The 22,001-nt window shown below is 61.8% G+C and carries 22 protein-coding genes; 14 read left to right on the top strand and 8 right to left on the bottom strand.

Annotation, left to right across the window (positions count from 1 at the left end):
* Positions 1 to 3 precede the first annotated feature (3 nt).
* Complete coding sequence (tssI, locus tag AWU82_RS23545) at positions 4 to 1,407, bottom strand: type VI secretion system Vgr family protein (protein WP_064380786.1); 1,404 nt, start codon at positions 1,405 to 1,407, stop codon at positions 4 to 6.
* 219 nt (positions 1,408 to 1,626) lie between these two features.
* Between tssI and AWU82_RS23540 the strand changes: the two genes are divergently transcribed.
* Positions 1,627 to 2,331 carry a YebC/PmpR family DNA-binding transcriptional regulator gene (locus AWU82_RS23540; RefSeq protein ID WP_011335021.1) on the top strand — a complete coding sequence of 235 codons (705 nt, stop codon included), beginning with the start codon at positions 1,627 to 1,629 and terminating at the stop codon, positions 2,329 to 2,331.
* A 39-nt stretch (positions 2,332 to 2,370) separates the two neighbouring features.
* On the opposite strand, the gene AWU82_RS23535 is transcribed toward AWU82_RS23540, so the two are convergent.
* Together AWU82_RS23535 and zapE are read right to left on the bottom strand one after the other, a co-directional pair.
* Entirely contained in the window at positions 2,371 to 3,684 is a 1,314-nt protein-coding gene (locus AWU82_RS23535; RefSeq protein WP_064380784.1) for a leucine-rich repeat-containing protein kinase family protein, read from the bottom strand.
* Between the two features lie 62 nt (positions 3,685 to 3,746).
* Positions 3,747 to 4,880: a cell division protein ZapE gene (gene zapE, locus AWU82_RS23530; protein ID WP_064380782.1), complete on the bottom strand. Its 1,134-nt coding sequence runs from the start codon at positions 4,878 to 4,880 to the stop codon at positions 3,747 to 3,749.
* A gap of 287 nt (positions 4,881 to 5,167) precedes the next feature.
* Here zapE and AWU82_RS23525 point away from each other — a divergent pair, with 287 nt between their 5' ends.
* The 7 genes from AWU82_RS23525 to AWU82_RS23495 all read left to right on the top strand — a co-directional run bounded on the left by AWU82_RS23525 (position 5,168) and on the right by AWU82_RS23495 (position 11,590).
* Positions 5,168 to 5,677, top strand: coding sequence for a Csu type fimbrial protein (locus AWU82_RS23525; protein ID WP_190241591.1), 510 nt, complete (start codon positions 5,168 to 5,170; stop codon positions 5,675 to 5,677).
* A gap of 100 nt (positions 5,678 to 5,777) precedes the next feature.
* Positions 5,778 to 6,311: a Csu type fimbrial protein gene (locus AWU82_RS23520; protein WP_064380779.1), complete on the top strand. Its 534-nt coding sequence runs from the start codon at positions 5,778 to 5,780 to the stop codon at positions 6,309 to 6,311.
* A gap of 20 nt (positions 6,312 to 6,331) precedes the next feature.
* Positions 6,332 to 6,868, top strand: a complete 537-nt coding sequence (locus tag AWU82_RS23515; protein ID WP_007951533.1) for a Csu type fimbrial protein — start codon at positions 6,332 to 6,334, stop codon at positions 6,866 to 6,868.
* A gap of 4 nt (positions 6,869 to 6,872) precedes the next feature.
* A complete protein-coding gene (locus AWU82_RS23510; RefSeq protein ID WP_011335016.1) occupies positions 6,873 to 7,373 on the top strand; it encodes a Csu type fimbrial protein in 501 nt (166 codons plus the stop codon).
* Positions 7,374 to 7,397: 24 nt separating this feature from the next.
* Entirely contained in the window at positions 7,398 to 8,180 is a 783-nt protein-coding gene (locus AWU82_RS23505; RefSeq protein ID WP_064380777.1) for a fimbrial biogenesis chaperone, read from the top strand.
* A gap of 84 nt (positions 8,181 to 8,264) precedes the next feature.
* The gene (locus tag AWU82_RS23500) at positions 8,265 to 10,622 is read left to right on the top strand and encodes a fimbria/pilus outer membrane usher protein (protein WP_064380776.1); all 2,358 of its coding nucleotides are present in this window, start codon (positions 8,265 to 8,267) and stop codon (positions 10,620 to 10,622) included.
* Positions 10,619 to 11,590: a Csu type fimbrial protein gene (locus AWU82_RS23495; RefSeq protein ID WP_064380774.1), complete on the top strand. Its 972-nt coding sequence runs from the start codon at positions 10,619 to 10,621 to the stop codon at positions 11,588 to 11,590. Before AWU82_RS23500 ends, AWU82_RS23495 begins: the two co-directional genes overlap by 4 nt.
* 5 nt (positions 11,591 to 11,595) lie before the next feature.
* On the opposite strand, the gene AWU82_RS23490 is transcribed toward AWU82_RS23495, so the two are convergent.
* Both AWU82_RS23490 and AWU82_RS23485 read right to left on the bottom strand, forming a co-directional pair.
* Complete coding sequence (locus tag AWU82_RS23490; protein ID WP_064380773.1) at positions 11,596 to 12,348, bottom strand: anti-sigma factor family protein; 753 nt, start codon at positions 12,346 to 12,348, stop codon at positions 11,596 to 11,598.
* Positions 12,345 to 12,851 (bottom strand): RNA polymerase sigma factor, encoded by a 507-nt coding sequence (locus AWU82_RS23485; RefSeq protein WP_064380772.1) that lies wholly within the window; start codon positions 12,849 to 12,851, stop codon positions 12,345 to 12,347. Before AWU82_RS23485 ends, AWU82_RS23490 begins: the two co-directional genes overlap by 4 nt.
* Before the next feature lie 259 nt (positions 12,852 to 13,110).
* On the opposite strand from AWU82_RS23485, the gene AWU82_RS23480 reads away from it, so the two are divergent.
* The 5 genes from AWU82_RS23480 to AWU82_RS23460 all read left to right on the top strand — a co-directional run bounded on the left by AWU82_RS23480 (position 13,111) and on the right by AWU82_RS23460 (position 18,588).
* A complete protein-coding gene (locus tag AWU82_RS23480; protein ID WP_064380770.1) occupies positions 13,111 to 14,685 on the top strand; it encodes an amino acid adenylation domain-containing protein in 1,575 nt (524 codons plus the stop codon).
* A 62-nt stretch (positions 14,686 to 14,747) separates the two neighbouring features.
* Entirely contained in the window at positions 14,748 to 16,016 is a 1,269-nt protein-coding gene (locus AWU82_RS23475) for an FNR domain-containing protein (protein ID WP_371915536.1), read from the top strand.
* 50 nt (positions 16,017 to 16,066) lie between these two features.
* A complete protein-coding gene (locus tag AWU82_RS23470; protein ID WP_064380768.1) occupies positions 16,067 to 16,831 on the top strand; it encodes an enoyl-CoA hydratase-related protein in 765 nt (254 codons plus the stop codon).
* A 120-nt stretch (positions 16,832 to 16,951) separates the two neighbouring features.
* Complete coding sequence (locus AWU82_RS23465) at positions 16,952 to 18,046, top strand: catalase family peroxidase (RefSeq protein WP_064380766.1); 1,095 nt, start codon at positions 16,952 to 16,954, stop codon at positions 18,044 to 18,046.
* Positions 18,043 to 18,588, top strand: a complete 546-nt coding sequence (locus AWU82_RS23460) for a cytochrome b (protein ID WP_011335009.1) — start codon at positions 18,043 to 18,045, stop codon at positions 18,586 to 18,588. The genes AWU82_RS23465 and AWU82_RS23460 overlap by 4 nt, the downstream gene beginning before the upstream one ends.
* A gap of 7 nt (positions 18,589 to 18,595) precedes the next feature.
* Here the strand turns inward: AWU82_RS23460 and AWU82_RS23455 are convergent, their stop codons facing one another.
* Together AWU82_RS23455 and AWU82_RS23450 are read right to left on the bottom strand one after the other, a co-directional pair.
* Entirely contained in the window at positions 18,596 to 19,804 is a 1,209-nt protein-coding gene (locus AWU82_RS23455) for an MFS transporter (protein WP_064380764.1), read from the bottom strand.
* Positions 19,805 to 19,949: 145 nt separating this feature from the next.
* Positions 19,950 to 21,101 carry a M14 family metallopeptidase gene (locus tag AWU82_RS23450; RefSeq protein WP_064380763.1) on the bottom strand — a complete coding sequence of 384 codons (1,152 nt, stop codon included), beginning with the start codon at positions 21,099 to 21,101 and terminating at the stop codon, positions 19,950 to 19,952.
* A gap of 97 nt (positions 21,102 to 21,198) precedes the next feature.
* Here AWU82_RS23450 and AWU82_RS23445 point away from each other — a divergent pair, with 97 nt between their 5' ends.
* Positions 21,199 to 21,438 carry a hypothetical protein gene (locus AWU82_RS23445; protein WP_223290654.1) on the top strand — a complete coding sequence of 80 codons (240 nt, stop codon included), beginning with the start codon at positions 21,199 to 21,201 and terminating at the stop codon, positions 21,436 to 21,438.
* 143 nt (positions 21,439 to 21,581) lie between these two features.
* Here the strand turns inward: AWU82_RS23445 and AWU82_RS23440 are convergent, their stop codons facing one another.
* Positions 21,582 to 21,920 (bottom strand): DUF6124 family protein, encoded by a 339-nt coding sequence (locus tag AWU82_RS23440; protein WP_011335006.1) that lies wholly within the window; start codon positions 21,918 to 21,920, stop codon positions 21,582 to 21,584.
* Positions 21,921 to 22,001 lie beyond the last annotated feature (81 nt).

Below are 22,001 nucleotides of genomic sequence, written 5' to 3'. Positions count from 1 at the left end.
GCGTCAGCTTGGCGGGGCGGAACGGTTGAGCAGCCAGTCGAGCAGGAGGTCGTCGTCGGGTTCGGTTTCTGTCGGCGGTGCCTGGCGGAGCCGACAAGCATCGAGGCAGAGGATCGGTCGGTCGGGATCGCTGTCGAGAAAACTCACCCAGACCTCGCTGCCGGCGCAGGGAAGATTTTCCCGAGGCAAGCGGCCGCCGGCATGGGGCATGACCACCGGCAACCACAGCCCTTCGCTGGTGTCGGCTTGAGGCTGGTCGGGCCATAACCGGACGGCAATCCGCCCCTGATCGTCCACTTGCGCCGCTTGTCCCGGGATGCCGAGCACTTGCGCCGGGTGATAGCCCGGAATGCTAGGGCGCGGTTGTTCCAGTGGTGGGCGAAACGGGGTCGACCAGGGCAGCGCGGTGAAATCGTTGTGGTAGCGACGGACCGTCGGCAATGGATCGAGAATCGACGGTTGCTGGCCCTGATGACGCAAGCTTGTGATCAGCCACTGTTCGTTGAAGGTGCTTACCGGGTGATCCATGACGTGCAACAGACGCCCGCTGAGCAGTCGCAGACAATCGCTGCGGCCCTGAATCGAACGTGCGCGGCAACGTTGGCGCTCCAGCAGACGACGACTGCGCTGAACGGCGTGACGTTGTGCCGCCGGCAGAAATCCAGTTGTGGCGGCATTTTTCAGTGTGTGATTGGCGGCCTCCTGGCCTTCGATCAGTTGCCCTCGCTCACGCGCGCCTGCGGGCATCTGCGGCAGCACCGCCTCATGGCGTTGAAACAGGCTGCTTAGGCCGGTGCAGGGCCCATCGTTCTGCGTGTTGAAAGGAAGGGTCGTCGGTTGTTGCGGCAGGCTCAGGCTGTCATCGGCGAACACCACCACGTGGCCGTCCGGCTGATGTTCGAAGTGGTAGTGGATGCCTTCCTCTTCGCAAAGCCGCTGCAAGAAGTTCAGATCGGTCTCATCGTACTGAATACAGAACGGGCGCGGGGGATAGTGGCCGACGGTCATCTCGATCCGGTAGCTGTCGCCGGGCAGGTGATGTTCGCACAGCAGTTGCTCAAGGATGGCCGGTACGCTCAATTGCGTGAAGACCCGGCGCACGGGACGTTGCTCCAGCGCTTGCAGACGCGGCATCAGTACCAGTTGGTAGGCGATCCGGTGTGTGGCGCGGTGTTCGCAACTGGCACTTTGAATGACACCATGAATTCCGTGATCGTTATCCAGGTGCAGAAACGCTGCCTGGTGCAGCAGAGCGCCGGGTGACCAGGCGGGCGCCAGGCCCATGACCTCGATGTCGAACCGGTAGGGCTGATTCAGCGCTTCATGACCGCTGAAGCGCAGGACCGGCAGGCTTATCCCGCCTTCGGCCAGGGTCAGCGAAAACGGACTTTCCTTGTCATTGAGCATTCGGGCGGGCTCTGTCAGGCAATACGGGCGACAGAGGTTACGAAAACGCGACGTTGATTGGACGTGGCAAACCGGTTTTTCAGAATCGCCCTACAAGGCGTGTAGAAGATGTCGATGCGCATCGGAATTTTTGGTCGATTGCCGACTTTAGGCCGTATAAACTTGGCGCCATGCGTCGGCCAATAGATGTCTCGGCGCCACAGATCAAGAGAGTGAGTAATGGGCGCACAGTGGAAGGTTAAACACAAAGAAGCGGCAGCCAACGCCAAGGGCAAGATCTTCGGCAAACTGGTGAAGGAAATCACCATTGCTGCGCGTAACGGTGCCGATACCGCGACCAACGCACACCTGCGTCTGGTGGTCGAACAGGCCAAGAAAGCCTCGATGCCCAAGGAAACCCTGGACCGCGCCATCAAAAAGGGTGCTGGCCTGCTGGGCGAAACCGTGCAATACCATCGCGTCACCTACGAAGGCTTCGCACCGCACCAGGTGCCGCTGATCGTGGAGTGTGTGACCGATAACATCAACCGTACCGTGGCGGAAATCCGCGTGGCGTTCCGCAAGGGCCAATTGGGTGCTTCCGGTTCGGTTGCCTGGGACTTCAACCATGTCGGCATGATCGAAGCGTCGCCGGACACCCCGGACGCCGATCCTGAAATGGCCGCGATCGAAGCCGGCGCCCAGGATTTCGAGGCTGGCGAAGAGGGAGCGACCCTGTTCCTGACCGATCCGACCGACCTCGATGCCGTGCAGAAAGCCCTGCCGGAACAAGGCTTCACCGTGCTGTCGGCCAAACTGGGCTACCAGCCGAAGAACCCGGTCAGCGGTCTGAGCGACGAGCAGATGGCTGAAGTCGAGGCGTTCCTCGAAGGCCTGGACAACCATGACGACGTGCAAGACATGTTCGTCGGTCTGGCCGGCTGACACACCAGAAAATCGCAGCCCTCGGGCTGCGATTTTTTTTCAGGCGTGTTGCAACGCCTGGCTGATCTCGCCAAACCCCGGTCGCGCCAGCACATCCGGCTGACAGCAGCGCTGTTCCAGGGCTTCCAGCACCTGACGCTGTCCATCACTCAACCCCGAGTCGATGCGCGCCAGCAGTTCCCCCAGCAGAATCCCGAATGCCCGCACTTCAAGACGCTGTAGTGCGCGGGTTTCAGGTGTATCCGCCGTGGCATGGAATGACGCCGCACCAAAATCCCCCAGGAGACAGTCGCCCTGATCGTTCAACAGAATGTTGTGCCCGTAGAGATCGCCATGGGTGATGCCATGACCGTGCAGATGCCCGGCGACCGAGGCGATGCCCCCGGCGATGCGCAAGGCAACCTCGGCACTGAAGCGGCAATCGTCGGCATACACATCCCGTGAGCAGGACGCCAGACTCGGCAGCCCGGCCAGGTTGCGGTAGCTCGGATCGATCAACTGCATCACCAGACCTTGCTGGCCATCGGGATGCCGGGCGATGCGGCCTTCGACGCGGATCAGGTTCGGGTGCAGCCCGGCGGTGATGCACGCGTTCATTTCATGCAGCGGCGAGCCGTCGCTGGTCATCTCGCCCTTGTACAACTTGACCGCCACAGGCATGGCCGACTGATCCGCAGGCTGCCACCGCGCTCGGTAAATGACCCCGGAAGCGCCTTCGCCGAGCCGTTGCTCCAATTGCAGCGCCGACCAGTCGATCAGTGGCGCTTTGTCGAGGGCGGCCGCATCGGCTTCGGTTTCCAGCGGATTGCCGGCGTAGGCCAGCCAGGTCAGGCTCGGCAGGGTCAGCAGCCATTGCGGCAACTCGGTCAACTGGTTGGCGGCGATGCGGATCAGCTCCAGCCGATGGCACTGGCTCAGTGACGGCGGCAGGGTACGTAGACGATTGCCGGCGAGCATGAGTTTTTGCAACAACGGGCGCTCGCCCAGTTCTGTGGGCAGGTTTTCGATGGCGTTGTCGGTCAGGATCAGCCAGCGCAACTGCGGCGGCAGCGCCGCGCCGGGCACCTGAGTGATCCGGTTGGCCTTGAAACCGATCATCGTCAGCGCCTGACACTGGCCCAGGCACGCCGGCAATTGGGTGAACTGATTGTCCGAGCAGAACAGCACGCGCAGGCGTGTCAGACGGTGCAAGTCGTCCGGCAGGCTGCTCAGGGCATTGCCGCTGAGGTTGAGCACTTCCAGCGAATCGGCCAGGTTGAAAATCTCCGGCGGAAATTCAGTCAGGCCTTCAGCCAGATCGAGCCGGGTGATGCCCGACAGTTCGCCGGCGCGCAGTTGAGCAAGGGTGTGCATGAAAAGGGTCGCTATCTGGAAGGCGCCCGAGCGCCGGAAATGGGCGGCATGATAACGGCAAATCAGCCCGGCTCGTGCACTTCGCGCAATTGCCCGAGCCGGCTGCGGGTGCGGGCCAGATCAATCGCCTGGCCGCCGAGGCTTTCACGCAACGGGAGTTGGCCGAGCAGGGTCAGGTGTTTGTCCTGGTCGTAGAGCACGTCGATCAGGTTGATGAACCGTTGCTGGGCGGCGATCGAACATTCGCCCAGCTCCGGCAGGTCATCGATGATCCAGTGGTCGAAACGCCGGCACAGTTCCAGATAATCCATCACGGCGGTGGGCTGTTCGCAGAGGTCGTTGAAAGTGAAACCGACACGCCGGTCTTCGCACAGACGCGCCTGCAAATGCCGGCTGCCAACCGCTAAAGGCAACGGTGTGGCGTCGAGTGGCGGCAGGTTCAAGGCCTGGCGCTGCGCCGGGGTGGCCGGCCAGACGTAATGGCCCTGGGTGAACACCTGATGCGCGTGACGGCGCGCCTGGCTGCGGTAATCGTGCGGCCCGCCGACTTCCATGACCTGCATGCGCGCATTGATCAGGTCGATCACCGGTTTGAACCGCGCGTGGTAGAGCGGGTTGGGCAACAAGCCTTCGGGCGGATAGTTGGAGGTCACCAGCAACAGGATTCCGCGCTTGAACAGCGCCTTGAACAAGCGGGTGATGAGCATCGCATCGCCGATGTCATGCACGTGGAATTCATCGAAACACAGCACTCGACAGTCCATCAGCAGCGCGTCAAGAGTGACAGCGAGCGCGTCGTCGCGGTCGCGGTGCTCGAACATGCCCTGATGCAACCGGGCGAAAAATCCATGGAAGTGCAGACGGCGCTTTTGCTCGATCGGCAACGCCTGGAAGAAACCGTCCAGCAGCCAGCTCTTGCCGCGTCCGACTGCCCCGTACAGATAGAGGCTGCGCGGGGTTTGCGCAGGCGTGCCGAACAACAGACCGGCCTGCTTTGCCATGCAGTCGATGACCCGTTGCTGGCTGTGGCTGAGGGTGTAGCCCTGGCTGTGGGCCTTTTGCCGGAAGTAGTCGCGGATCGTTTGCGCGCTGGCGGCGCACTGGCCCGCAGCCCTGTGGGAGCGTTTGCCGAAGAAGTGGCGCAAGGCTGACAAGCGCTGAGTCAGACGCGAACGTTCGGGCGGTCGGGCAGGCACTGCGGTCACTCCGTCATCATCGGGCCGGCTCCTCGCGAGCGCGGCGGCGTAGTGTAACCAGACGGGTAGTTTTGCTTCTACTGCGCTTTATCGTTTTTCCGCACAGTAATCTGCGGCGTGTACAGGTTTTTTCAACAATATGAATCGACGTGTTGCCAACCTTTCGAAACAAATCCCGGTCGGTGACTGGATCCAATCGACTGGCGCATTCGGTGTCCGTTGCTAACCTGAAACACTGTAACGGCAGCGAGGCTGCCGCCATCAAGGAACGGGCAGTGAATGCAGGGATGGTCTGGGCATTGCTGGGCGGGCTCGCGGCACCGGTCCACGCCGCCGACCTTAAGGTCGAGGTGCGGGTCGATGTGCAGCGCGGTTGCCAGTTGATCGGCCAGCAACGCGAGGCCGTTATCGAGCAACTGGGTGTGCTCGACTTCGGCACCACGGCGCGGCTCGGCGACCTGGAAGGGCCTCTCGGTGCGGCGCTGACGAATTCGCGCCTGCCACGTCTGGAATGCAACCCGGACACCCCGTACCAGTTGCGTGTCGATGGCGGCCTGCACGGTGGCGTTGGCGAGGTGCGTTATATGGCGGGGGAGGCTGGCAGCAAGCCGATTCCTTATCGCCTGTATCAGGACCCTGCGCGGCGGGTGCCGCTGGTGGTGAATGTGCCCGTCAGCGGCCGGGTGCCGGACAGCGGCACGGTGGACTTGCCGTTATACGGGCGGATCGAGCGTATGGCGGAGGTGCCACGGGTCAGCCGGTATTCGGATCTGGTGAAGGTGACGGTCACCTGGTGATCGCGGAGTTTTTCAGCCATTCGGTGTAACCGGGTGGCGCAGGGAAGGGCGTTCAATGACGAGCGCAATGGTCGAGTGATCCTGAAGGAGTCGGGGCTCAATGATGGGCAGACACGGGCGCGTAATCGCCACAGCCACGTTGCTGTTGTTCACCGAGATCGCGTCGGCGGCGGTCAGTGGGCAGATCCTTGCGCGACTGACGCTGATCGCCGGCTGCGAGGTCACCAACGCCTCCAGCCCCGCCAGCCCGGTGGATGGGCTGGGCTCTCTCGATTTCGGCCAGCAGGGCCCGACCTGGAACGCACCGATCAAGGCCAGCCTCAGCGAAGCGGGCAGCGGCCAGCTGAATGTCGCCTGCAACCCTTCGGTCACCGGGTTCACCGTGACCATCGATGGGGGCACCCACGGCGACGGCACCACACGCCGCCTGAGCAACGGGCGCCAGACGCTCCCCTATCAGCTGTTTCTCGATGCCTCCGGCAGCCAGAGCTACAGCATCGGTCAACAACACAATTTCGCTGTCACCAGCGGCGCACAGATACCCATCCCGGTATTTGGCTCGGTGGTGGCGAACACCCGTGCGGTACCGGCCGGTGTCTATACCGACACCCTGACGGTGACGCTCGACTGGTAACCCCGTAGAGGACGGACACCATGCGTACGATTGCATCAAGGATAGGTTTGTCGCTGCTCGGCCTGACGCTCGCTTCCAGCGTCAATGCCGCCACCACGGTCACCGGCCAGATCACCTCCAGCCTGATCCTGATCAGCAGTTGCCAGGTCAACGGTTCCGGCGGTTCGACCGGGCTGAACTTCGGTGCGTTGAACTTCGGCACCGCCAACAGTCTGTTCACCACGGCCACCGGCCAGGTGCTGGGCGGCGGGGGCGGGGCGCTGTCGATCCTGTGCTCGGCCGGCACCACCCCAACGGTCAAGGTTCGGGCCGGCGCCCATGACGGGCTCTCGCCGGGAGGTACTCGCGCACTGTACGACGGGGTCGCCAACTACGTGCCGTATGACCTGTACACCGACGCCGGACACTCGCAGTTGCTGGCCATCGACGGGGTGATCAACCTCGCCGCCAGCACCGGTGTGGCGCAGACCGTGAACATCTACGGTCAGGCGGTGGGCAAGGCCGGGCTGCCGGCGGGCACGTATACCGACACGATTTCCGTCGAACTGACGTTCTAGTGCCATGGCCCGGCATGGCGGTGCGGTGCTGTTTCTGTTGTGTGCGGGCAGCTTGCCGCTGCCGTTGGCGGCGGTGACCAGCCAGAGCTTTCAGGTCAGTGCCACAGTGACACCGGGCTGTCTGGTGGTGGGGGGCGTATCGAACTATGGCGGGCTGAATTTCGGTTCGCGTTCGGCGCTGGCCACCGGTACGGTTCAGGTCGCATTGACCGGTGGTGTCACGCTGCAATGCACGCCGGGGGTGGCGCTGAACATGACGGTCGATGGCGGCCAGTACAACAGCGGCGGGCGACGCATGCAGATAAGCGGAGGCAGCGCGAAGGTGGCGTATGCGCTGTTTCGCGATGCGGCATACAGCCAGAGCCTGGGCATCGGTCAGAGTGTGGCGGTGGCCTACAGCGATGCGAACAACATCAGTCTGCCGATCTACGGACAGGTGCAATTGCCGGGCAATCAGCCCGGGGGGACATACAGCGATGTGTTGCAGGTGCAGCTGTCGTGGTGATGTGAAATGACAAGGAGCAGGTTTATGGGGTTTTTCACGTCACGCTATTGGTCCGTGTGTTGCGCCGTGCTGGCGCTGGTCATGTTCGGGACGCTCAAGGCCCAGGCCGCCAGTTCGGTGCTGATCTGGCCAATCGATCCGGTGTTGGAGGCCGATCAACAGGCGAGTGCGCTGTGGCTGGAAAATCGCGGCACGGAAACCGCCAACCTGCAGATCCGCGTGTTCGGCTGGAGCCAGAGCGGTTTCGAAGAGCAATACCGCAATCAACGCGAGGTGATCGGCAGTCCGCCGGTGGCGAAGATCGAGCCGGGTCAGAAGCAACTGGTGCGCCTGACCCGCACCAAAGACGTGCCGCCAGGTCAGGAGCTGGCGTACCGGATCATCATCGATGAAATCCCCTCGGCCCAGCCGCCCGTTGCCGAAGACGGCAAGACCGCTGCGGCGATCCGCTTCCAGATGCGCTACTCGGTGCCGCTGTTCGCCTATGGCGCGGGCCTGTGGAGCAAGGAAGACAGCGCCCGTCAGCGTGACCCCAAAGGTATCGGCCTGCCGCAACTGAGCTGGCGGACGGTGGCGGTGGAGGGCCGTCCTTATGTGGAAGTGCGTAATCAGGGCGCGGTTCATGCGCGATTGACCGATGTGGCCATCAGGCAGGGCAGCCAAAGCAAACCCTTGGCCGAAGGCCTGCTCGGTTACGTGCTGCCCGGCGCAGTGATGCGCTGGCCGGCACCGGGGCCGGTGTCGGGAGAGCTGGCGGGGCGCATCAATGGCGCGGCGCAGGTGCAGAGCATTCCACCGGCGCGATAGCCGTAGCGAGTGATCTCGACGCTTCCAGGCTTCGACGCCAGCGGTTTCAGGAGGAATCAGTCCATTGACGGACGTAACACGCTAATGAGTCCGGGATGGGCTCGACGTATTCAGCGTCCGTTGTGGCTCATGACCGGCGCGTGGTGCCTGATGTTCGTTCATCCATCCGGGGCCGGCGAACTGCCGCCGCCCCCCAGCGGCATGGAGGCCGTCAGCGATGCACAGTTGTTTCTGGAACTGGTGGTCAACCAGATGAATACCGGTCGGGTGGTGGCGGTGGAGCAGCGTGGCGGTCGCCTGTTCCTGCCGGCCAGCGTATTGCGTGATACGGGCATGAAGCTGCCGGAAGAGGCGGGTGCCGAAGTCGATCTCGACGGCCTGCCGGGCCTGCACAGCGATTACGACAGTGTCGGCCAGCGCCTGCTGCTCGACGTTCCGCCGGACTGGCTGCCGGAGCAGTTCATCGGTAACCGTGAAGTTTATCCTCGCACCCCGGCGCTGAGCAGTTTCGGCGCGTTGTTCAACTATGACCTGTATCTCAATGACACCGACGACGCCGGCACCTATCTGGCGGCGTGGAACGAGGTGCGGGTGTTCGACAGTTGGGGCACTTTGTCGAACACCGGGCAATATCGCCGCACGTTGTCGGGGGATGCGGTCAGCACGCTGGACAACGGTTATCTGCGTTACGACACCACCTGGCGTTACTCCGATGATGAACGGATGCTGACCTACGAGGCCGGGGACGTGGTCAGCGGCGCCTTGCCCTGGAGCAGTTCAGTGCGTCTGGGCGGTGTGCAGTTCTCACGGGATTTTGCGGTGCGTCCGGATCTGGTGACCTACCCGCTGCCGCAGTTCGCAGGGGAAGCGGCGGTGCCGTCCTCGGTGGATCTGTTCATCAACGGCTACAAGTCCAGCAGCACCGACCTGCAACCGGGGCCGTACACCCTGACCAACATTCCGTTCATCAACGGCGCGGGCGAGGCGGTGGTGGTGACCACCGATGCGCTGGGCCGGCAGGTGTCGACCACGGTGCCGTTCTACGTCACCAGCAGCCTGTTGCAAAAGGGCCTGAGCGATTTTTCGGTGGCCGCCGGGACGCTGCGTCGGGATTACGGTTTGAAGGATTTCAGCTACGGTCCGGGCATGACGTCCGGCAGTCTGCGCTACGGCGTCAGCGACATGTTTACTCTGGAAAGTCACGCCGAAGCGGCGGATTCCCTGACCCTCGCAGGGCTGGGGGGCAACTTGCGTCTGGGCAATTTCGGGGTACTCAACAGTGCGCTCAGCCAGAGTCGTTTCGACGGCGACGGTGGTCAGCAACTGAGCCTCGGTTATCAATACAGCGGCCAGCGCTACAGCTTTTCCTATCAGCGCCTGCAACGTCGCGACCACTACGCCGACCTGACCGTCGTCGACAGCTCCTACACCACACTCAGCCGGCGCAGTGAGCAGGCCACTCTGAGCCTCAACCTCGAACGTTGGGGCAGTCTCGGCGTCGGCTATTTCGACATCCGCGCGGCAGACGAGACTCGCACGCGGTTGCTCAACCTGAGCTGGAGCAAACCGCTGTGGCGCAACAGCAGTTTTTACCTGTCGGCCAACCGCGAAATCGGCGACAGCAACTGGGCGGTGCAGGCGCAACTGGTGATTCCTTTCGACCTGCGCGGCAGCCTGGCCATCAGCAGCGAGCGCAGCAAGACCGGGCAGACACAGCAACGGGTCAACTACAGTCGCGCCGTGCCGTCCGAGGGCGGGGTGGGCTTCAATCTCGGCTATGCCAAGGGCGACGGCGCCGATTACCGCCAGGCCGACGTGACCTGGCGTCTGCAATCGGTGCAATTGCAGGCGGGCGTCTACGGGACGTCCGACGCCGAAACCCGTTGGGCCGATGCCAGCGGTTCGCTGGTGTGGATGGATGATCAAGTGTTCGCCGCCAACCGCATCGATGATGCGTTCGTGGTGGTCAGCACCGACGGCTACGCGGACATTCCGGTGCGTTACGAGAACCAGCAGGTCGGCCAGACCGACCGCAACGGCCACCTGCTGGTGCCGTGGAGCAGCGCCTATTACCGGGGCAAGTATGAAATCGATCCGTTGAACCTGCCGGCCAACGTGCGCAGTCCCAACGTCGAACAGCGTGTTGCCGTGCGCCGGGGCAGTGGCTATCTGCTGGAGTTTGCGCTGAGCCGGGTGATCGCTGCGAGCATCGTGCTGGTGGATTCGCAGCAAAAGGAATTGCCGCTGGGCAGTGGTGTGCTGCACGAACAGAGCGGCACGCGGACGGTGGTCGGATGGGACGGACTGGTCTATCTGGAAAATCTTCAGGCGCAGAATTCGCTGCGGGTGACTCTCGCGGACGGCAAGACTTGCCGGGCGCAATTCAGCGTCGACCCGCAGCAGGACGAAGTGCCGCTGATCGGCCCGTTGGTGTGCCAATGACCCGGGCGCGGCTTGTTCTGTGGCTGTTGTTGCTGCTGCCGGGGTTGGCGCAGGCGCTGTGTTCGGTGGTCACCACCACACCCGCCGGGTTCGGCAACATCAGTTCGATCGCCGTGCGCACTGCCTCTCAACCCAGTTCCACTCTGAATGGAGGCTTGAGTTGCACCGGTTCGCTGTTGTCGCTGTTGACCAACAATGACCATTTCTGGGCCACCGTCACCTCGACCCAGAGTGGTTTGCTCGGGCCCAGCGGTGACGTGATCGGTTACACGATCTACGCCAACAACAGCACCAGTTACCCGCTGACGCGTGGCACCGCCTATGACTTCGCCCGCAATGGCATCATCGATGCCCTTGGCTTGCTGGGCGGTACGGTGCCGAAGACCGTTCCGCTCTATTTCGGTACCACCATCGGCAGCAATGTGGCGGCGGGGGTGTATACCGAGACCCTGAGCATTTTCTGGAACTGGAATTATTGTTCGGGCATCGGTGCGGGCGGGCTGTGCCTGGGCCGCGACATCAACAACGGCACGACGACGCTGACGGTCAACCTGACGGTGGCCAACGATTGCACCATCACCGCGCCGAACATCGCTTTCGGCAGCGCGCCGGTGGTCAGTGCATTCACCCCGGTGACCGGGCAGACCATCAACCTCGCCTGCACCAAGGGCAGTGCCTACACGGTGGGTCTGAACGACGGGCAAAATGCACTGAGTGTCGGCGGACGACGGCGGATGATTTCCGGCAGCAACTATCTGGCCTACGACATTTTCAAAAGTGCCGGCACCACCCGTTGGGGCAGTGTCGGCGCGGCTCGCCGCGCCAGCAGCGATGCCGAGGTCAATCCCGGCAACGGCCTGGGCACCGGCAGTCAGATCTTCAATTACAACGCGAAAATCTACACCGACCAGACCACACCGCCAGCCGGAACCTATCTGGACAATGTGGTGCTGGATGTGGGGTTTTGAACCAGCTAGAAGCTCAAGGATTGCTTGAGCATTTTCGCCGCCGGGGTATCGGTCGGGCTGACCATCGCGTAGTTGTAACCCTTGCCGGACCAGTATTCGGCCTGCAGATCCCCGTCCTGACGGCTGCCCCGGGGCAGAAAGGTATTCTTCGGTCCCGGTGGGCGTACATAGAAACTGACCTTGTGCCCGCTCCGGTCTTCATACATCACCATCGCCGCCGGACCTTCATCGGTGCTCAGCAGACGGCCGCTGACCGGTGAAAATCCGGCCCGGCTCAGGTCCGGCAGGCGATTGGCCTGAGTGAAATAACGGTCGAGCCAGCGCTGGATATCGCCGTCGCCATCGACCTTGTAGTCCGCCGGCAGAAGCCCTTGCTGGGCGATCAAGCGGTACGCCTGCAAGGCATCCGTCATCGGTGCCGGGGGATGAAACACGGTCATGTCCCGGGCCTTCCAGCCTCCGACACCGCCGAGGCTGACGGCAATCAGCAGCACCGCCGCGCTGGCCCATTGACGGCGCGACTGGCGCTTGAGCCGCTGACGGATCAGCGACGGATCGAGGTCCGGATTGGCCGGTTGTTGCAGGGCACCGCCGAGGGCGGCGCGCAGGTGCTGGGCGTCCTGTTGCCAGGCGCGAACCTGCGCCGCCTCGTCGGGATGACTGGCGAGCCAGGTGTCCAGCACATGCCGGTCGGCCTCGCTGAGCTGGTGATCGACGTAGGCGTGCAGGTCACGTTCGTTGGGGGGCAGACTGATCATTTGAGTATCCGCAAGGAAGGGCTGCTGATTTCCCCGTCGCTGAGCTGGCGCAGGGCCTGGCGAGCACGGGACAGGCGCGACATCACGGTGCCGGTGGGGACGTCGAGAATCTCGGCGACCTCCTTATAAGTCAGGCCTTCCACCGACACCATCAGCAGCAGGGCGCGCTGTTCGGTGGGCAGTCGGTCGAAGGCCTGCAAGGTCGATTGGGCAATGACCGTGCGTTCCACCGAGGGCTCGGCGTCATCGCGGCCGGTGAAGAATTCGAGCATCCGCGCATATCGCCGCGAACGCCGATGCGCATCGAGGAATTGCCGGTACAGGATCGAAAACAGCCAGGCTCGCAGATCGCCGTCGGCGCGTTTGTCGCCCCAACCCGACAGCGCCCGCTCGAGGCTGGCTTGCACCAGGTCGTCGGCGCTGCTGCTGTTGCGTGTCAACGACAGCGCGAAGCGGCGCAATCTGGGGATCAGATCGCGTAATTGCTCGTCGAGTTTATTCATGACAGGGATATGCTCTGGGCCACAAGCGCGGTAGTGGTAGGAAAGACGCCTCTCGACACAGCTTATTCCATTCCAGAAGCTGAAAGATTTCATTACCGGCGACGTAGGAAAGTTCGCCGCGTTCTGTAGTGCGTGTAATGGATTCAAATCCCCCGGCTCAACCCGTCCGACAAGCGCAAGCAGCCACCGATGTCGCCAGCAGGCAATCGGTGGCCGAAGCCGCTGAAACGATGACTTGAGCAAAAAAGGGATGTTTAAAATGCACGCAATCGTAATGAATCCCCCCGCACCAAGTGCCGGCCCTGACGCCTGGCGGACATTCGGCTGCGGCCCGGTGGCCGAGCCTGAGTTCTCGTTGATCCACCGTGCGATCGAGGCGCAGGCAGCGACTCACCCGCAGCAGGTGGCCGCACGTTTTGAGGGACAGAGCCTGACGTACGGCGAGTTGAATCGCCAGGCCAACCGGTTGGCCAGATTGTTGTCGAGCCATGGCGTAGCACCGGGTGATCACGTGGCGCTGTTTGTCGAACGCTCGATCCCTATGCTGGTGGGCATGCTTGCGACCTTGAAGCTGGGGGCCGCTTATATTCCGCAGCATGTCGGCATTACTCCGACCACGCAGTTGAGCCACATTATGTCGGTTGCTTCGACGCAGGTGGTGTTGACGCTTTCAACGCTGGCCCATGGGATTCCCCTGACGGCCGGGCAGCATTGCATTCATCTGGATACGTTCATCGACTCGCCGGGCTCGGCTGTCGATGACGTCAATGTGGGAGAGGATATTTCGTCACCGGATGCCTTGTGTTTTGTGTTGTTTACGTCCGGTACGACCGGACAGCCCAACGGTGTCAGGGTGACCCAACGCAATGTCTGCAACATTCTGCTGACCGGCCCCGGCAATCTCGGCATGGGGCCGGGCATGAACGTCGGGCAGATCCTCAATATCGCCTTTGACATGGCCGCCTGGGAAATCCTCGGCTGTCTGGCCCATGGTGCGACGCTGCTGATCCGGGGCAAGGACATTGCCGAGACCGCCGAGCAGTGTGACGTGCTGATCGCGACGCCATCGATTCTCGCCACGCTGGATCCGGCGCGCTGCAGCCAGGTGAAAGTGGTGGCGCTGGCCGGCGAACCGTGTCCGCAGCCCCTGGCCGATCGCTGGGCGTCCTTTTGCGATTTCTACAATGCTTGCGGCCCTACAGAAACCACCATCGTCAATACCATGCAGCATTACCGAGGCGTGGGGCCGTTGACGATCGGCAAGCCAACGCCCAACAACACCGTGTACGTGCTGGATGAAGCGGGCCAACTGTGCGGGCCGGGTGAACAGGGCGAAATGTGGGCCGGTGGCGATTGTGTGACGGCCGGGTATCTGGGCAATCCTGCGCTGACTGCCGAACGTTATCGACTCGACCCGTTTCTGGGGCAGGGTCGCATGATGTTTCGCACCCGTGATCTGGGACGCTGGACCGCTGACGGCGAACTGGAGCACCTGGGCCGGGTGGACGATCAGGTGAAAGTCCGGGGCTTTCGCGTTGAACTGGACTCGGTATCGGCGGCGCTGGAGTCTGCACCGGGCTGCGAGCGCGCGGTGACCTTGAAGTTCGATAACCGTCATCTGGTGGCATTCGTCTATCCCGCTTCTACGGATACCGACGAGGCGCGACGCCGTTGCGAGGAGCGTCTGGCCTATTACTGCGTGCCTTCGATGATTCTGCCGGTGGACGACATCCCGCTGACCTCAAGGGGCAAGGTCGATAAACGCTTGCTGCTGGAGCGGGCTCAGGCGTATCAGGCACAGCTCGTTGCCACCTCTCGGGAGGCGGGGCAATGAGTCAGGTCGATGACGCTTTTGTCCTGCCACCTCGAAGGCCGCTTTGGCGGCGCCTGGGAACGATGCCCTTGTTTTCGCACTACAACCGCCTGGTAGCGCTGGTGCTGCTGGCTAACGTCGGGGCGCTGGTGTACGGAGTGAACGTCGGTCAGTGGTGGTCGGCCTCGGGGATCGCGTTGGAGACATTGTCGCAGCTGGTGTTGGCGAACCTGTCGATGGCGATCCTGATTCGTCAGCAATATGTGATCAATCTGTTGTTCTGGCTGGCGACCCGCGCCCCGACGAGCTGGCCGTTGGCGATTCGTCGCTCGCTGGCCAAGGTCTATCATTTCGGTGGGCTGCACAGTGGCGGGGCGATGGCCGCGATTGCCTGGTTCGTGGCACTGCTCGGCTCGATGATCTGGCAAAGGACCCAAGGGGTGGGTGGGGTTTCGCTGACGTTGCTGACCATCAGCGCCGGGCTGCTGGGATTGTTGCTGCTGATGGCTATCATGGCGTTGCCGGGAATTCGTTCACGGTTTCACAACGCTTTCGAGCGCACGCACCGGTTTGCCGGTTGGGCGGCGCTGTTGCTGTTCTGGGGCATGACGCTGGTGTTTGCGCGGGACAGAAATCCTTCGGCAGACCTGACGCAGGTCCTGTTGACGTCCTTTTCGTTCTGGATGCTGCCGATCCTGACGTTCAGCATTGCCTTGCCTTGGTTACGCCTGCGCAGGGTGCCAGTGACGCTGGTCAAACCGTCATCGCATGCAGTGATTGCCCGGTTCAATCACCTTACGCCGTTCGCCGGATCTTCCACCGCCATCAGTCGCCATCCGCTGTGGGAGTGGCACTCGTTTGCCAACATTCCTGCACCTGACGAACAGGGTTTTCGCCTGATCATTTCCCGTGCCGGCGACTGGACCGGTGAACTGATCGAACAACCGCCGAGCCATGTCTGGGTCAAGGGCATCACCACGGCAGGCGTCGCCCATATCGAAACCCTGTTCAAGTCAGTGGTGTACGTCGCCACCGGCAGTGGCATTGGTCCGGTGCTGCCGCATCTGCTGGCGGGGCAAGTGCCAATCCACCTGATCTGGTCCACCCGCAGCCCGCGCGAAACTTATGGTGAGGCGCTGGTGGAGGAAATCCTGCAGGCACAACCCGATGCCCATATCTGGGACACCGACCGGTTGGGCAAACCGGATCTGGTGGCGCTGGCGTATGCCGCCGTTCGAGCCCACGGTGCGGAGGCGGTGATCTGTATTTCCAATCAGAAGTTGACCGAGCGGGTCGTCGAGGAAATGGAATCCCGGGGTATTCCGGCCTACGGCGCGATCTGGGATTCCTGACGGCGCGTCGGTGTTTTTTCCACTCACTTCATTTTTCAAAGAGATTGCGAATGAACCTATTGATTGAACGACACGGGCCCGTGGTACTGATCCGCCTCAACCGCCCGCAGGCGCGGAATGCGCTCGACACATCACTGATGCACGAATTGCTGGGGACCTTGCAACCGCTGGACAACGAACCGGGTGTCGGATGTTTCCTCATTACCGGTACACAGGATTATTTTGCTGCCGGCGCCGACATCAAGGAGATGTACGAAAAGTCCTGCAGGGAAATGATCGAGGAAGATCATTTCGCCGGATGGGATGCGTTTGCCGCTCTGCGCACGCCAAAAATCGCGGCGGTGGCGGGCTTCGCGTTCGGTGGGGGCTGCGAATTGGCAATGATGTGCGACGTGATTGTGGCGGCCGAGTCCGCGAAGTTCGCATTGCCGGAAATCACTCTGGGGGTGATGCCCGGCATGGGCGGTACGCAACGCCTGACCCGGTTGATTGGCCGCGCCAAAGCCATGGACATGATACTGACCGGTCGCACACTGTCCGCCCGTGAGGCCGAACAGGCGGGATTGGCGTCGCGGGTGACAGAGGACGATCACTTGTTGAAGCAGGCCATGGACATTGCACAGCGCATCGGCGGATTTCCCCGTACGGCGACACGGGCTGCCCGGGAAGCTGTAGACCGGGCATCCGAGTCGGGACTGCGCGAAGGCATTCTGTTTGAACGACGCTCGTTTCACGGCCTGTTCGCAACACCTGGACAGAAGGAGGGCATGCAGGCGTTTCTGGAAAAACGCGAGCCGCGTTTCGATCAGATTTAGCTGATCTCGATTGGGCTCCGACGCCATCGCACGAAAGAAACTACAGTTCAGAGGGAATAATCCTACGAGGCGTGCGTCTCATAGCACCTTTCCCTATGGCCGATGGCCCTGGAGTCTTTCATGGTTGATCGCAGTTCATCGCCCGGCGGGCCACAACGCCCGCCACTGAGTGCCCCGAGCCTGGTATTGCGACTTGGCGGAATCGCCGTGGTGGTCGCCGGCCTGGCCGGGGCATTTGCCTACGTTCATGGTTCATTTGACCCACAACGCCTGACGCCAAAAGCGTTGGTCGATGTGCTGGAAAAGAACAACGGCGTGCATCCCGGCTTTCGCCGCAATCACGCCAAAGGTGTGTGCGTGATCGGACATTTCGAGAGCAGCGGCGAGGCTCGTCCGTATTCTGTCGCGCAAGTGTTCAATGAGCCGCGCACCCCAGTGGTCGGGCGCTTTGCGTTGCCAGCCGGCAGTCCGTATGCGCCGGACAGCGCCGTACCGATCCGCAGTCTGGCGCTGCGTTTCACTCAGGCCAACGGCCAGCAGTGGCGCACCGGGATGAACAGCATGCCGGTGTTCCCGGTCGGCACGCCCGAGGCGTTCTATCAGTTGCAGCAGGCGCAATCGCCGGATCCCGCCACCGGTAAACCGGACCCGACCAAGGTGCCGGCATTTTTTGCTGCACACCCGGAAGCCGTGCCGTTTCTGACCTGGATTAAAACCGCCAAAGCTTCGGCCAGTTACGCGACGGAAACCTACAACAGCGTCAACGCGTTCTATCTGGTGGATGCCAGTGGCAAGAAGCAAGCGGTGCGCTGGAGCATGACGCCTCTGGCTCAGGACGCCGCCGGTGCGACTGCGCCTGAAGGCAGTGATTTTCTCGAAAAAGACCTGGTGCAACGCCTGGCCGAAGGGCCGCTGCGCTTTCAGTTGAACATCACCTTGGCCAACGCCGACGATCCGGTGAACGATGCGAGCAAGACCTGGCCTGCCGGTCGCAAGGTGTTGAACGCCGGCACCCTGGTACTGGAAAAGACCCAGCCCCAGCTCAGCGGCGAATGCCGTGACATCAACTACGATCCGCTGGTGCTGCCGGCCGGTATTCAGGGTTCCGACGATCCGTTGCTGGCCGCACGCTCGGCCGGTTATGCCGATTCCTACCTGCGTCGCACCAGCGAAGTCAGCCAACTGCGCACCGGCAAAAAGGAGGCTCGCCCATGAGCACGCAACCGACTCATTTCAATCCGCTGGCGCGGTTGCTGCACTGGTTGATGGCGTTGATGATCATCGCAATGTTGTTCATCGGCGCCGGTATGGTGACCTCGGTGTCGGCGCGGCATGAATGGTTGATCAACCTGCATAAACCGTTGGGCATCGCGATACTCGCTTTGGTGATCGTGCGCATTCTGGTGCGACTGGGCACCCGTCAGCCGCCGCTGCCGGCGGATCTGCCGGGCTGGCAGGTGATGGCGGCCAAGGCCTCTCATCTGTTGTTGTATGCGCTGATGCTGGTGTTGCCGTTGCTGGGCTGGGCGATGATCAGCGCGGCGGGGGATCCGGTGATGCTCGGCACATCCCTGCAATTGCCGTCGATCGTGCCGGCGGATGCGCAGGTGTTTGCGTTGCTGCGCAAGGCTCACGGGTATCTGGCGTATCTGTTGTTCCTGACCGTGCTGCTGCACCTGGCGGCGGCGCTGTTCCATGGCTGGGTGCGCCGCGACGAGGTGCTCGACAGCATGCTGCGGGGACGCAATCGCGGTTGATCGTGTGTCAGTCCGACGTGGCGAGGGCGCAAGCCGCCTCGCCATGTTTCCGGGTGGCCAGCGTTCGCCACCAGTACAGCAACGCGACCATATTGATTGCGGCTCCCAACCCGCAGACGCCCGGCCATCCTGCCCAGGCGTACATGGCCGTCGAGGCGATTGAGCCCAAGGCGCTGCCCATTGAATAAAACAGCATGTAGCCGGCAGTCAGTCGGCTCTGCGCCTGCGGGCGGACGCTGTAGATCATGCTCTGACTGGTGACGTGCACGGCCTGCAAGCCCAGATCCAGGGTGATGACGCCAAGCAGCAACGCCCACAACGAAGACTGGGTCAGTGCGATCGGCAACCACGAACCGAGCATCAGCAGCAGCGACAGACCGCTTACCCATTGCCCCAACCCTCGATCCGCCAGGTGTCCGGCTCTGGCGGCGGCGAGTGCACCCGCCGCGCCGGCGAGTCCGAACAATCCGATTTCACTGTGGGAAAGCGACAGCGGCGGGGCGGCCAGCGGCAACACCATCGGCGTCCACAGCACCATGGCGCTGGCGAAAGTCAGCAGCGCGAGGATCGCACGTTGGCGCAGCACCGGTTCTTCACGAAACAGGCTGAATACTGAGGCGATCAATGCCACGTAATGCGTGGATGGCCGTGCTTCTTCATCTTTGGGCAACACCCGAAACAGCAGCGTGGCCATCACCAGCGTCAATCCCGCCGACAGCAGATAGATCGAGCGCCAGCCGGCCAGATCAGCCATGCCGCCCGCCACCGTGCGCGCAAGCAGGATGCCGACGACGATGCCGCTGGTGATCACGCCCACAACCTTTCCGCGTTGCGCCGGGACGGCCAGAGTCGCGGCGTAGGCGACCAGCACCTGAGTCACCACGGCAAGCAAACCGGTCAGGGTGACGCCGATCAGTAGCCAGACGCTGTTCGATGCCAAGGCGATCATCAGCAAGGCAGCGGCGGACAACAGCGTTTGCGTGACGATCAGCCGCCGGCGGTTGAGCAGGTCGCCAAGGGGCACGAGCAACAACAGCCCAAGGCCGTAACCGACCTGAGTCAACGTCATGACGATGCCGATGCTGCCCGGCGACAGACCGAAGGCGTCGGCCATCGCATCCAGCAGCGGCTGGGCGTAATACACGTTGCCCACCGCGAGGCCGCAAGCGATGGAGAAAAGCAGCACGACACTTTTATCGAGTGTTGCAGTGTTCATGTCCCGGATCTTTTCAGGTTTCAATTTAAAACTTGATTGACGGTAAGGAATCCGGTTTTGATTTGCAACCTGATTGGGTAAACATCGACGCAAAAAAAGATCGCAGACAGGCTGCGATCTTTCGTGAAGCGAAACTCAGGGGGGATCAGCGCAGGGTGTCGACCATGTCCGCGATGGTGGTCAGCACGTCCTTGCCCAGTTGTTTGGAGCGCTTGCCCGACCAGCCGGTGAGCGGGTTCGGCGCGTCATCGTGATCCTTGAATGGCATCTCCAGGGTCAGCGACAGGCAGTCGAACTTCTGGCCAACGCTGTTGCAGGCCAGGGTCATGTTGGCCTGACCCGGTTCGTCGCGGGTGTACCCGTACTTGGTCTGGAAGTCTTTGGTGGTGTGTTTCAGGTGGCTGCGGAAGTGTTCTTCGAGCTTCTCGATTCGCGGGGTGTAACCCGGATTGCCTTCGCAGCCGGCGGTGAACACGTGGGGAATTTCTTCGTCGCCGTGTACGTCGAGGAACAGATCGACGCCGTACTTTTCCATCTGCTGCTGTACGAAAAGCACTTCCGGGCTGACTTCCTGACTGGCGTTCTGCCAGGCGCGGTTCAGATCCTGACCCATGGCGTTGGTGCGCAGGTGACCGTGGAAGGCACCGTCCGGGTTCATGTTCGGCACCAGGTACAAATCGGCGCTGGCTAGCAGTTTGTTCAGCACTGGATCGTCATGATGTTCCAGGCGTTCGATCACGCCTTCCATGAACCACTCGGCCATGTGCTCGCCGGGATGCTGCTGGGCGATGATCCAGATCTTGCGGCGACCTTCGGCGCCAGTGCCTTTGCGTAGCAGCTGGATGTCGCGGCCTTCGACGCTTTTGCCGGTGGCCAGCAGTTCGGTGCCGGCCTTGGTCAGCGCTTGCTCGATCAGCCAGTCGTGACGGCCGCGGCTGTAAGGTTCGAAGTAGGCGAACCAGGCGTGCGTCTGCTCGGCTTCGAGGCAGAAGCGCAGGCTGTCGCCTTCGAATTGGGTTGGAATACGGAACCAGTTGACGTGATCGTAGGAAGCGACCGCCTGATAGCCGGTCCAGGCCTTGTTGTACGAGGACTGACTGGCGTTGACCAGACGAAACCAGTGTTCCTGATGAACGTGCAGGCCGCTGGCCTTGAAGTGGAACCACTGGAAATGGCCGCTGCGGGTATCTGGCCGAATTGCCAGAACCGGGTTGAGCGGGTTGCTGATGTCGATGACTTGGATGTTGCCGCTGTCGAAGTTGGCGCTGATGTCGAACGAAGATTTGGCCACGGTCATAATCGGTTCCTGAATATGATTTTTATGGCGGCTACTTTACACGCAAGACAGGGGTGAAACCGAGGGAAATTGCGGGTTGCGGCGGGGGGCGTCTTCCATGACGCGCTGGCAGCTTAGTGGCTGTGCGATTGATTCTCAAGTGCTGATTGGCATTACTTTGTCCCAATGTGGTCGGGGTCGGCTTGCCAAGCGATGTTCTTTTGATATCATCCGCGCCGACGAATTTGCAGCACCCAAAGACTTCATTAGCCTGAAGCCACAAGCCAGAAAACTGGCAAAAAAAAGACCCGGCAAAAAAGCCGGGTCAAAAACCGTGATTAGCCTGATGAGGAGATAGTCCAGAAGACCGACCTAAGGTCTCTGGTCCATCGACTGATCTCGCGATCAGTTGCTTGCAATAATAATCATTATCATTTGCAAGTCAAATGTTTTTATCTGCGCGATTGGAAAGTTCTTTCCTGTCCGTCCGAACTCCCGTCTTCAGCGCACTGCGCCATCAAGCGAGTGATCAACCATCGCCCGCGCCATGTCCACCATGTGCACGACCGAAAACGCCAGATCCCGATTGACGCCCTGCAAGCTGTCCGCAGCCTTGAACGCCGTCGCTGCTGCACAACGGAGCAGGTCGGAGGCGTGGACCAGGGATTCTTCGCCACTCAGGTTGCTGTTCACGCCGAAAAAGCGCTCATCCACTTCCGGTTCTGACACAGCTGGTTTCAAGTAATAGTCCAACGCCCGTTGCGCAGCGGCGCACCCTTGCGGAGACGTAAAGGTGGTGTCCATTTGCAGGTCGGGCAAGTCTTTGCTGGGGATATTCATGGTGAAAGGTCACTCCTTGGTCGATTCAAATCCGTGACCCAAGAATAGTACCAATAGTATTTGTGACCAGAATTTAAATAC

Origin of the sequence: Pseudomonas glycinae, assembly GCF_001594225.2 — a bacterium.
GTDB classification, from domain to species: Bacteria; Pseudomonadota; Gammaproteobacteria; order Pseudomonadales; family Pseudomonadaceae; genus Aquipseudomonas; species Aquipseudomonas glycinae.
This window is presented reverse-complemented; position numbering and strand designations above follow the sequence as displayed.

What these genes read in the sequence shown, in the direction of transcription:
- AWU82_RS23490 (WP_064380773.1), bottom strand. Translation starts at nt 12,348, where the DNA reads ATGATCAGTCTGCCCCCCAACGAACGTGACCTGCACGCCTACGTCGAT.
- AWU82_RS23505 (WP_064380777.1), top strand. Translation starts at nt 7,398, where the DNA reads ATGGGGTTTTTCACGTCACGCTATTGGTCCGTGTGTTGCGCCGTGCTG.
- AWU82_RS23540 (WP_011335021.1), top strand. Translation starts at nt 1,627, where the DNA reads ATGGGCGCACAGTGGAAGGTTAAACACAAAGAAGCGGCAGCCAACGCC.
- tssI (WP_064380786.1), bottom strand. Translation starts at nt 1,407, where the DNA reads ATGCTCAATGACAAGGAAAGTCCGTTTTCGCTGACCCTGGCCGAAGGC.
- AWU82_RS23470 (WP_064380768.1), top strand. Translation starts at nt 16,067, where the DNA reads ATGAACCTATTGATTGAACGACACGGGCCCGTGGTACTGATCCGCCTC.
- AWU82_RS23440 (WP_011335006.1), bottom strand. Translation starts at nt 21,920, where the DNA reads ATGAATATCCCCAGCAAAGACTTGCCCGACCTGCAAATGGACACCACC.
- AWU82_RS23460 (WP_011335009.1), top strand. Translation starts at nt 18,043, where the DNA reads ATGAGCACGCAACCGACTCATTTCAATCCGCTGGCGCGGTTGCTGCAC.
- AWU82_RS23525 (WP_190241591.1), top strand. Translation starts at nt 5,168, where the DNA reads ATGGTCTGGGCATTGCTGGGCGGGCTCGCGGCACCGGTCCACGCCGCC.
- AWU82_RS23445 (WP_223290654.1), top strand. Translation starts at nt 21,199, where the DNA reads ATGACGCGCTGGCAGCTTAGTGGCTGTGCGATTGATTCTCAAGTGCTG.
- AWU82_RS23495 (WP_064380774.1), top strand. Translation starts at nt 10,619, where the DNA reads ATGACCCGGGCGCGGCTTGTTCTGTGGCTGTTGTTGCTGCTGCCGGGG.
- AWU82_RS23485 (WP_064380772.1), bottom strand. Translation starts at nt 12,851, where the DNA reads ATGAATAAACTCGACGAGCAATTACGCGATCTGATCCCCAGATTGCGC.
- AWU82_RS23535 (WP_064380784.1), bottom strand. Translation starts at nt 3,684, where the DNA reads ATGCACACCCTTGCTCAACTGCGCGCCGGCGAACTGTCGGGCATCACC.
- AWU82_RS23520 (WP_064380779.1), top strand. Translation starts at nt 5,778, where the DNA reads ATGATGGGCAGACACGGGCGCGTAATCGCCACAGCCACGTTGCTGTTG.
- AWU82_RS23475 (WP_371915536.1), top strand. Translation starts at nt 14,748, where the DNA reads ATGCCCTTGTTTTCGCACTACAACCGCCTGGTAGCGCTGGTGCTGCTG.
- AWU82_RS23455 (WP_064380764.1), bottom strand. Translation starts at nt 19,804, where the DNA reads ATGAACACTGCAACACTCGATAAAAGTGTCGTGCTGCTTTTCTCCATC.
- AWU82_RS23450 (WP_064380763.1), bottom strand. Translation starts at nt 21,101, where the DNA reads ATGACCGTGGCCAAATCTTCGTTCGACATCAGCGCCAACTTCGACAGC.
- AWU82_RS23465 (WP_064380766.1), top strand. Translation starts at nt 16,952, where the DNA reads ATGGTTGATCGCAGTTCATCGCCCGGCGGGCCACAACGCCCGCCACTG.
- AWU82_RS23500 (WP_064380776.1), top strand. Translation starts at nt 8,265, where the DNA reads ATGAGTCCGGGATGGGCTCGACGTATTCAGCGTCCGTTGTGGCTCATG.
- AWU82_RS23515 (WP_007951533.1), top strand. Translation starts at nt 6,332, where the DNA reads ATGCGTACGATTGCATCAAGGATAGGTTTGTCGCTGCTCGGCCTGACG.
- AWU82_RS23480 (WP_064380770.1), top strand. Translation starts at nt 13,111, where the DNA reads ATGCACGCAATCGTAATGAATCCCCCCGCACCAAGTGCCGGCCCTGAC.
- AWU82_RS23510 (WP_011335016.1), top strand. Translation starts at nt 6,873, where the DNA reads ATGGCCCGGCATGGCGGTGCGGTGCTGTTTCTGTTGTGTGCGGGCAGC.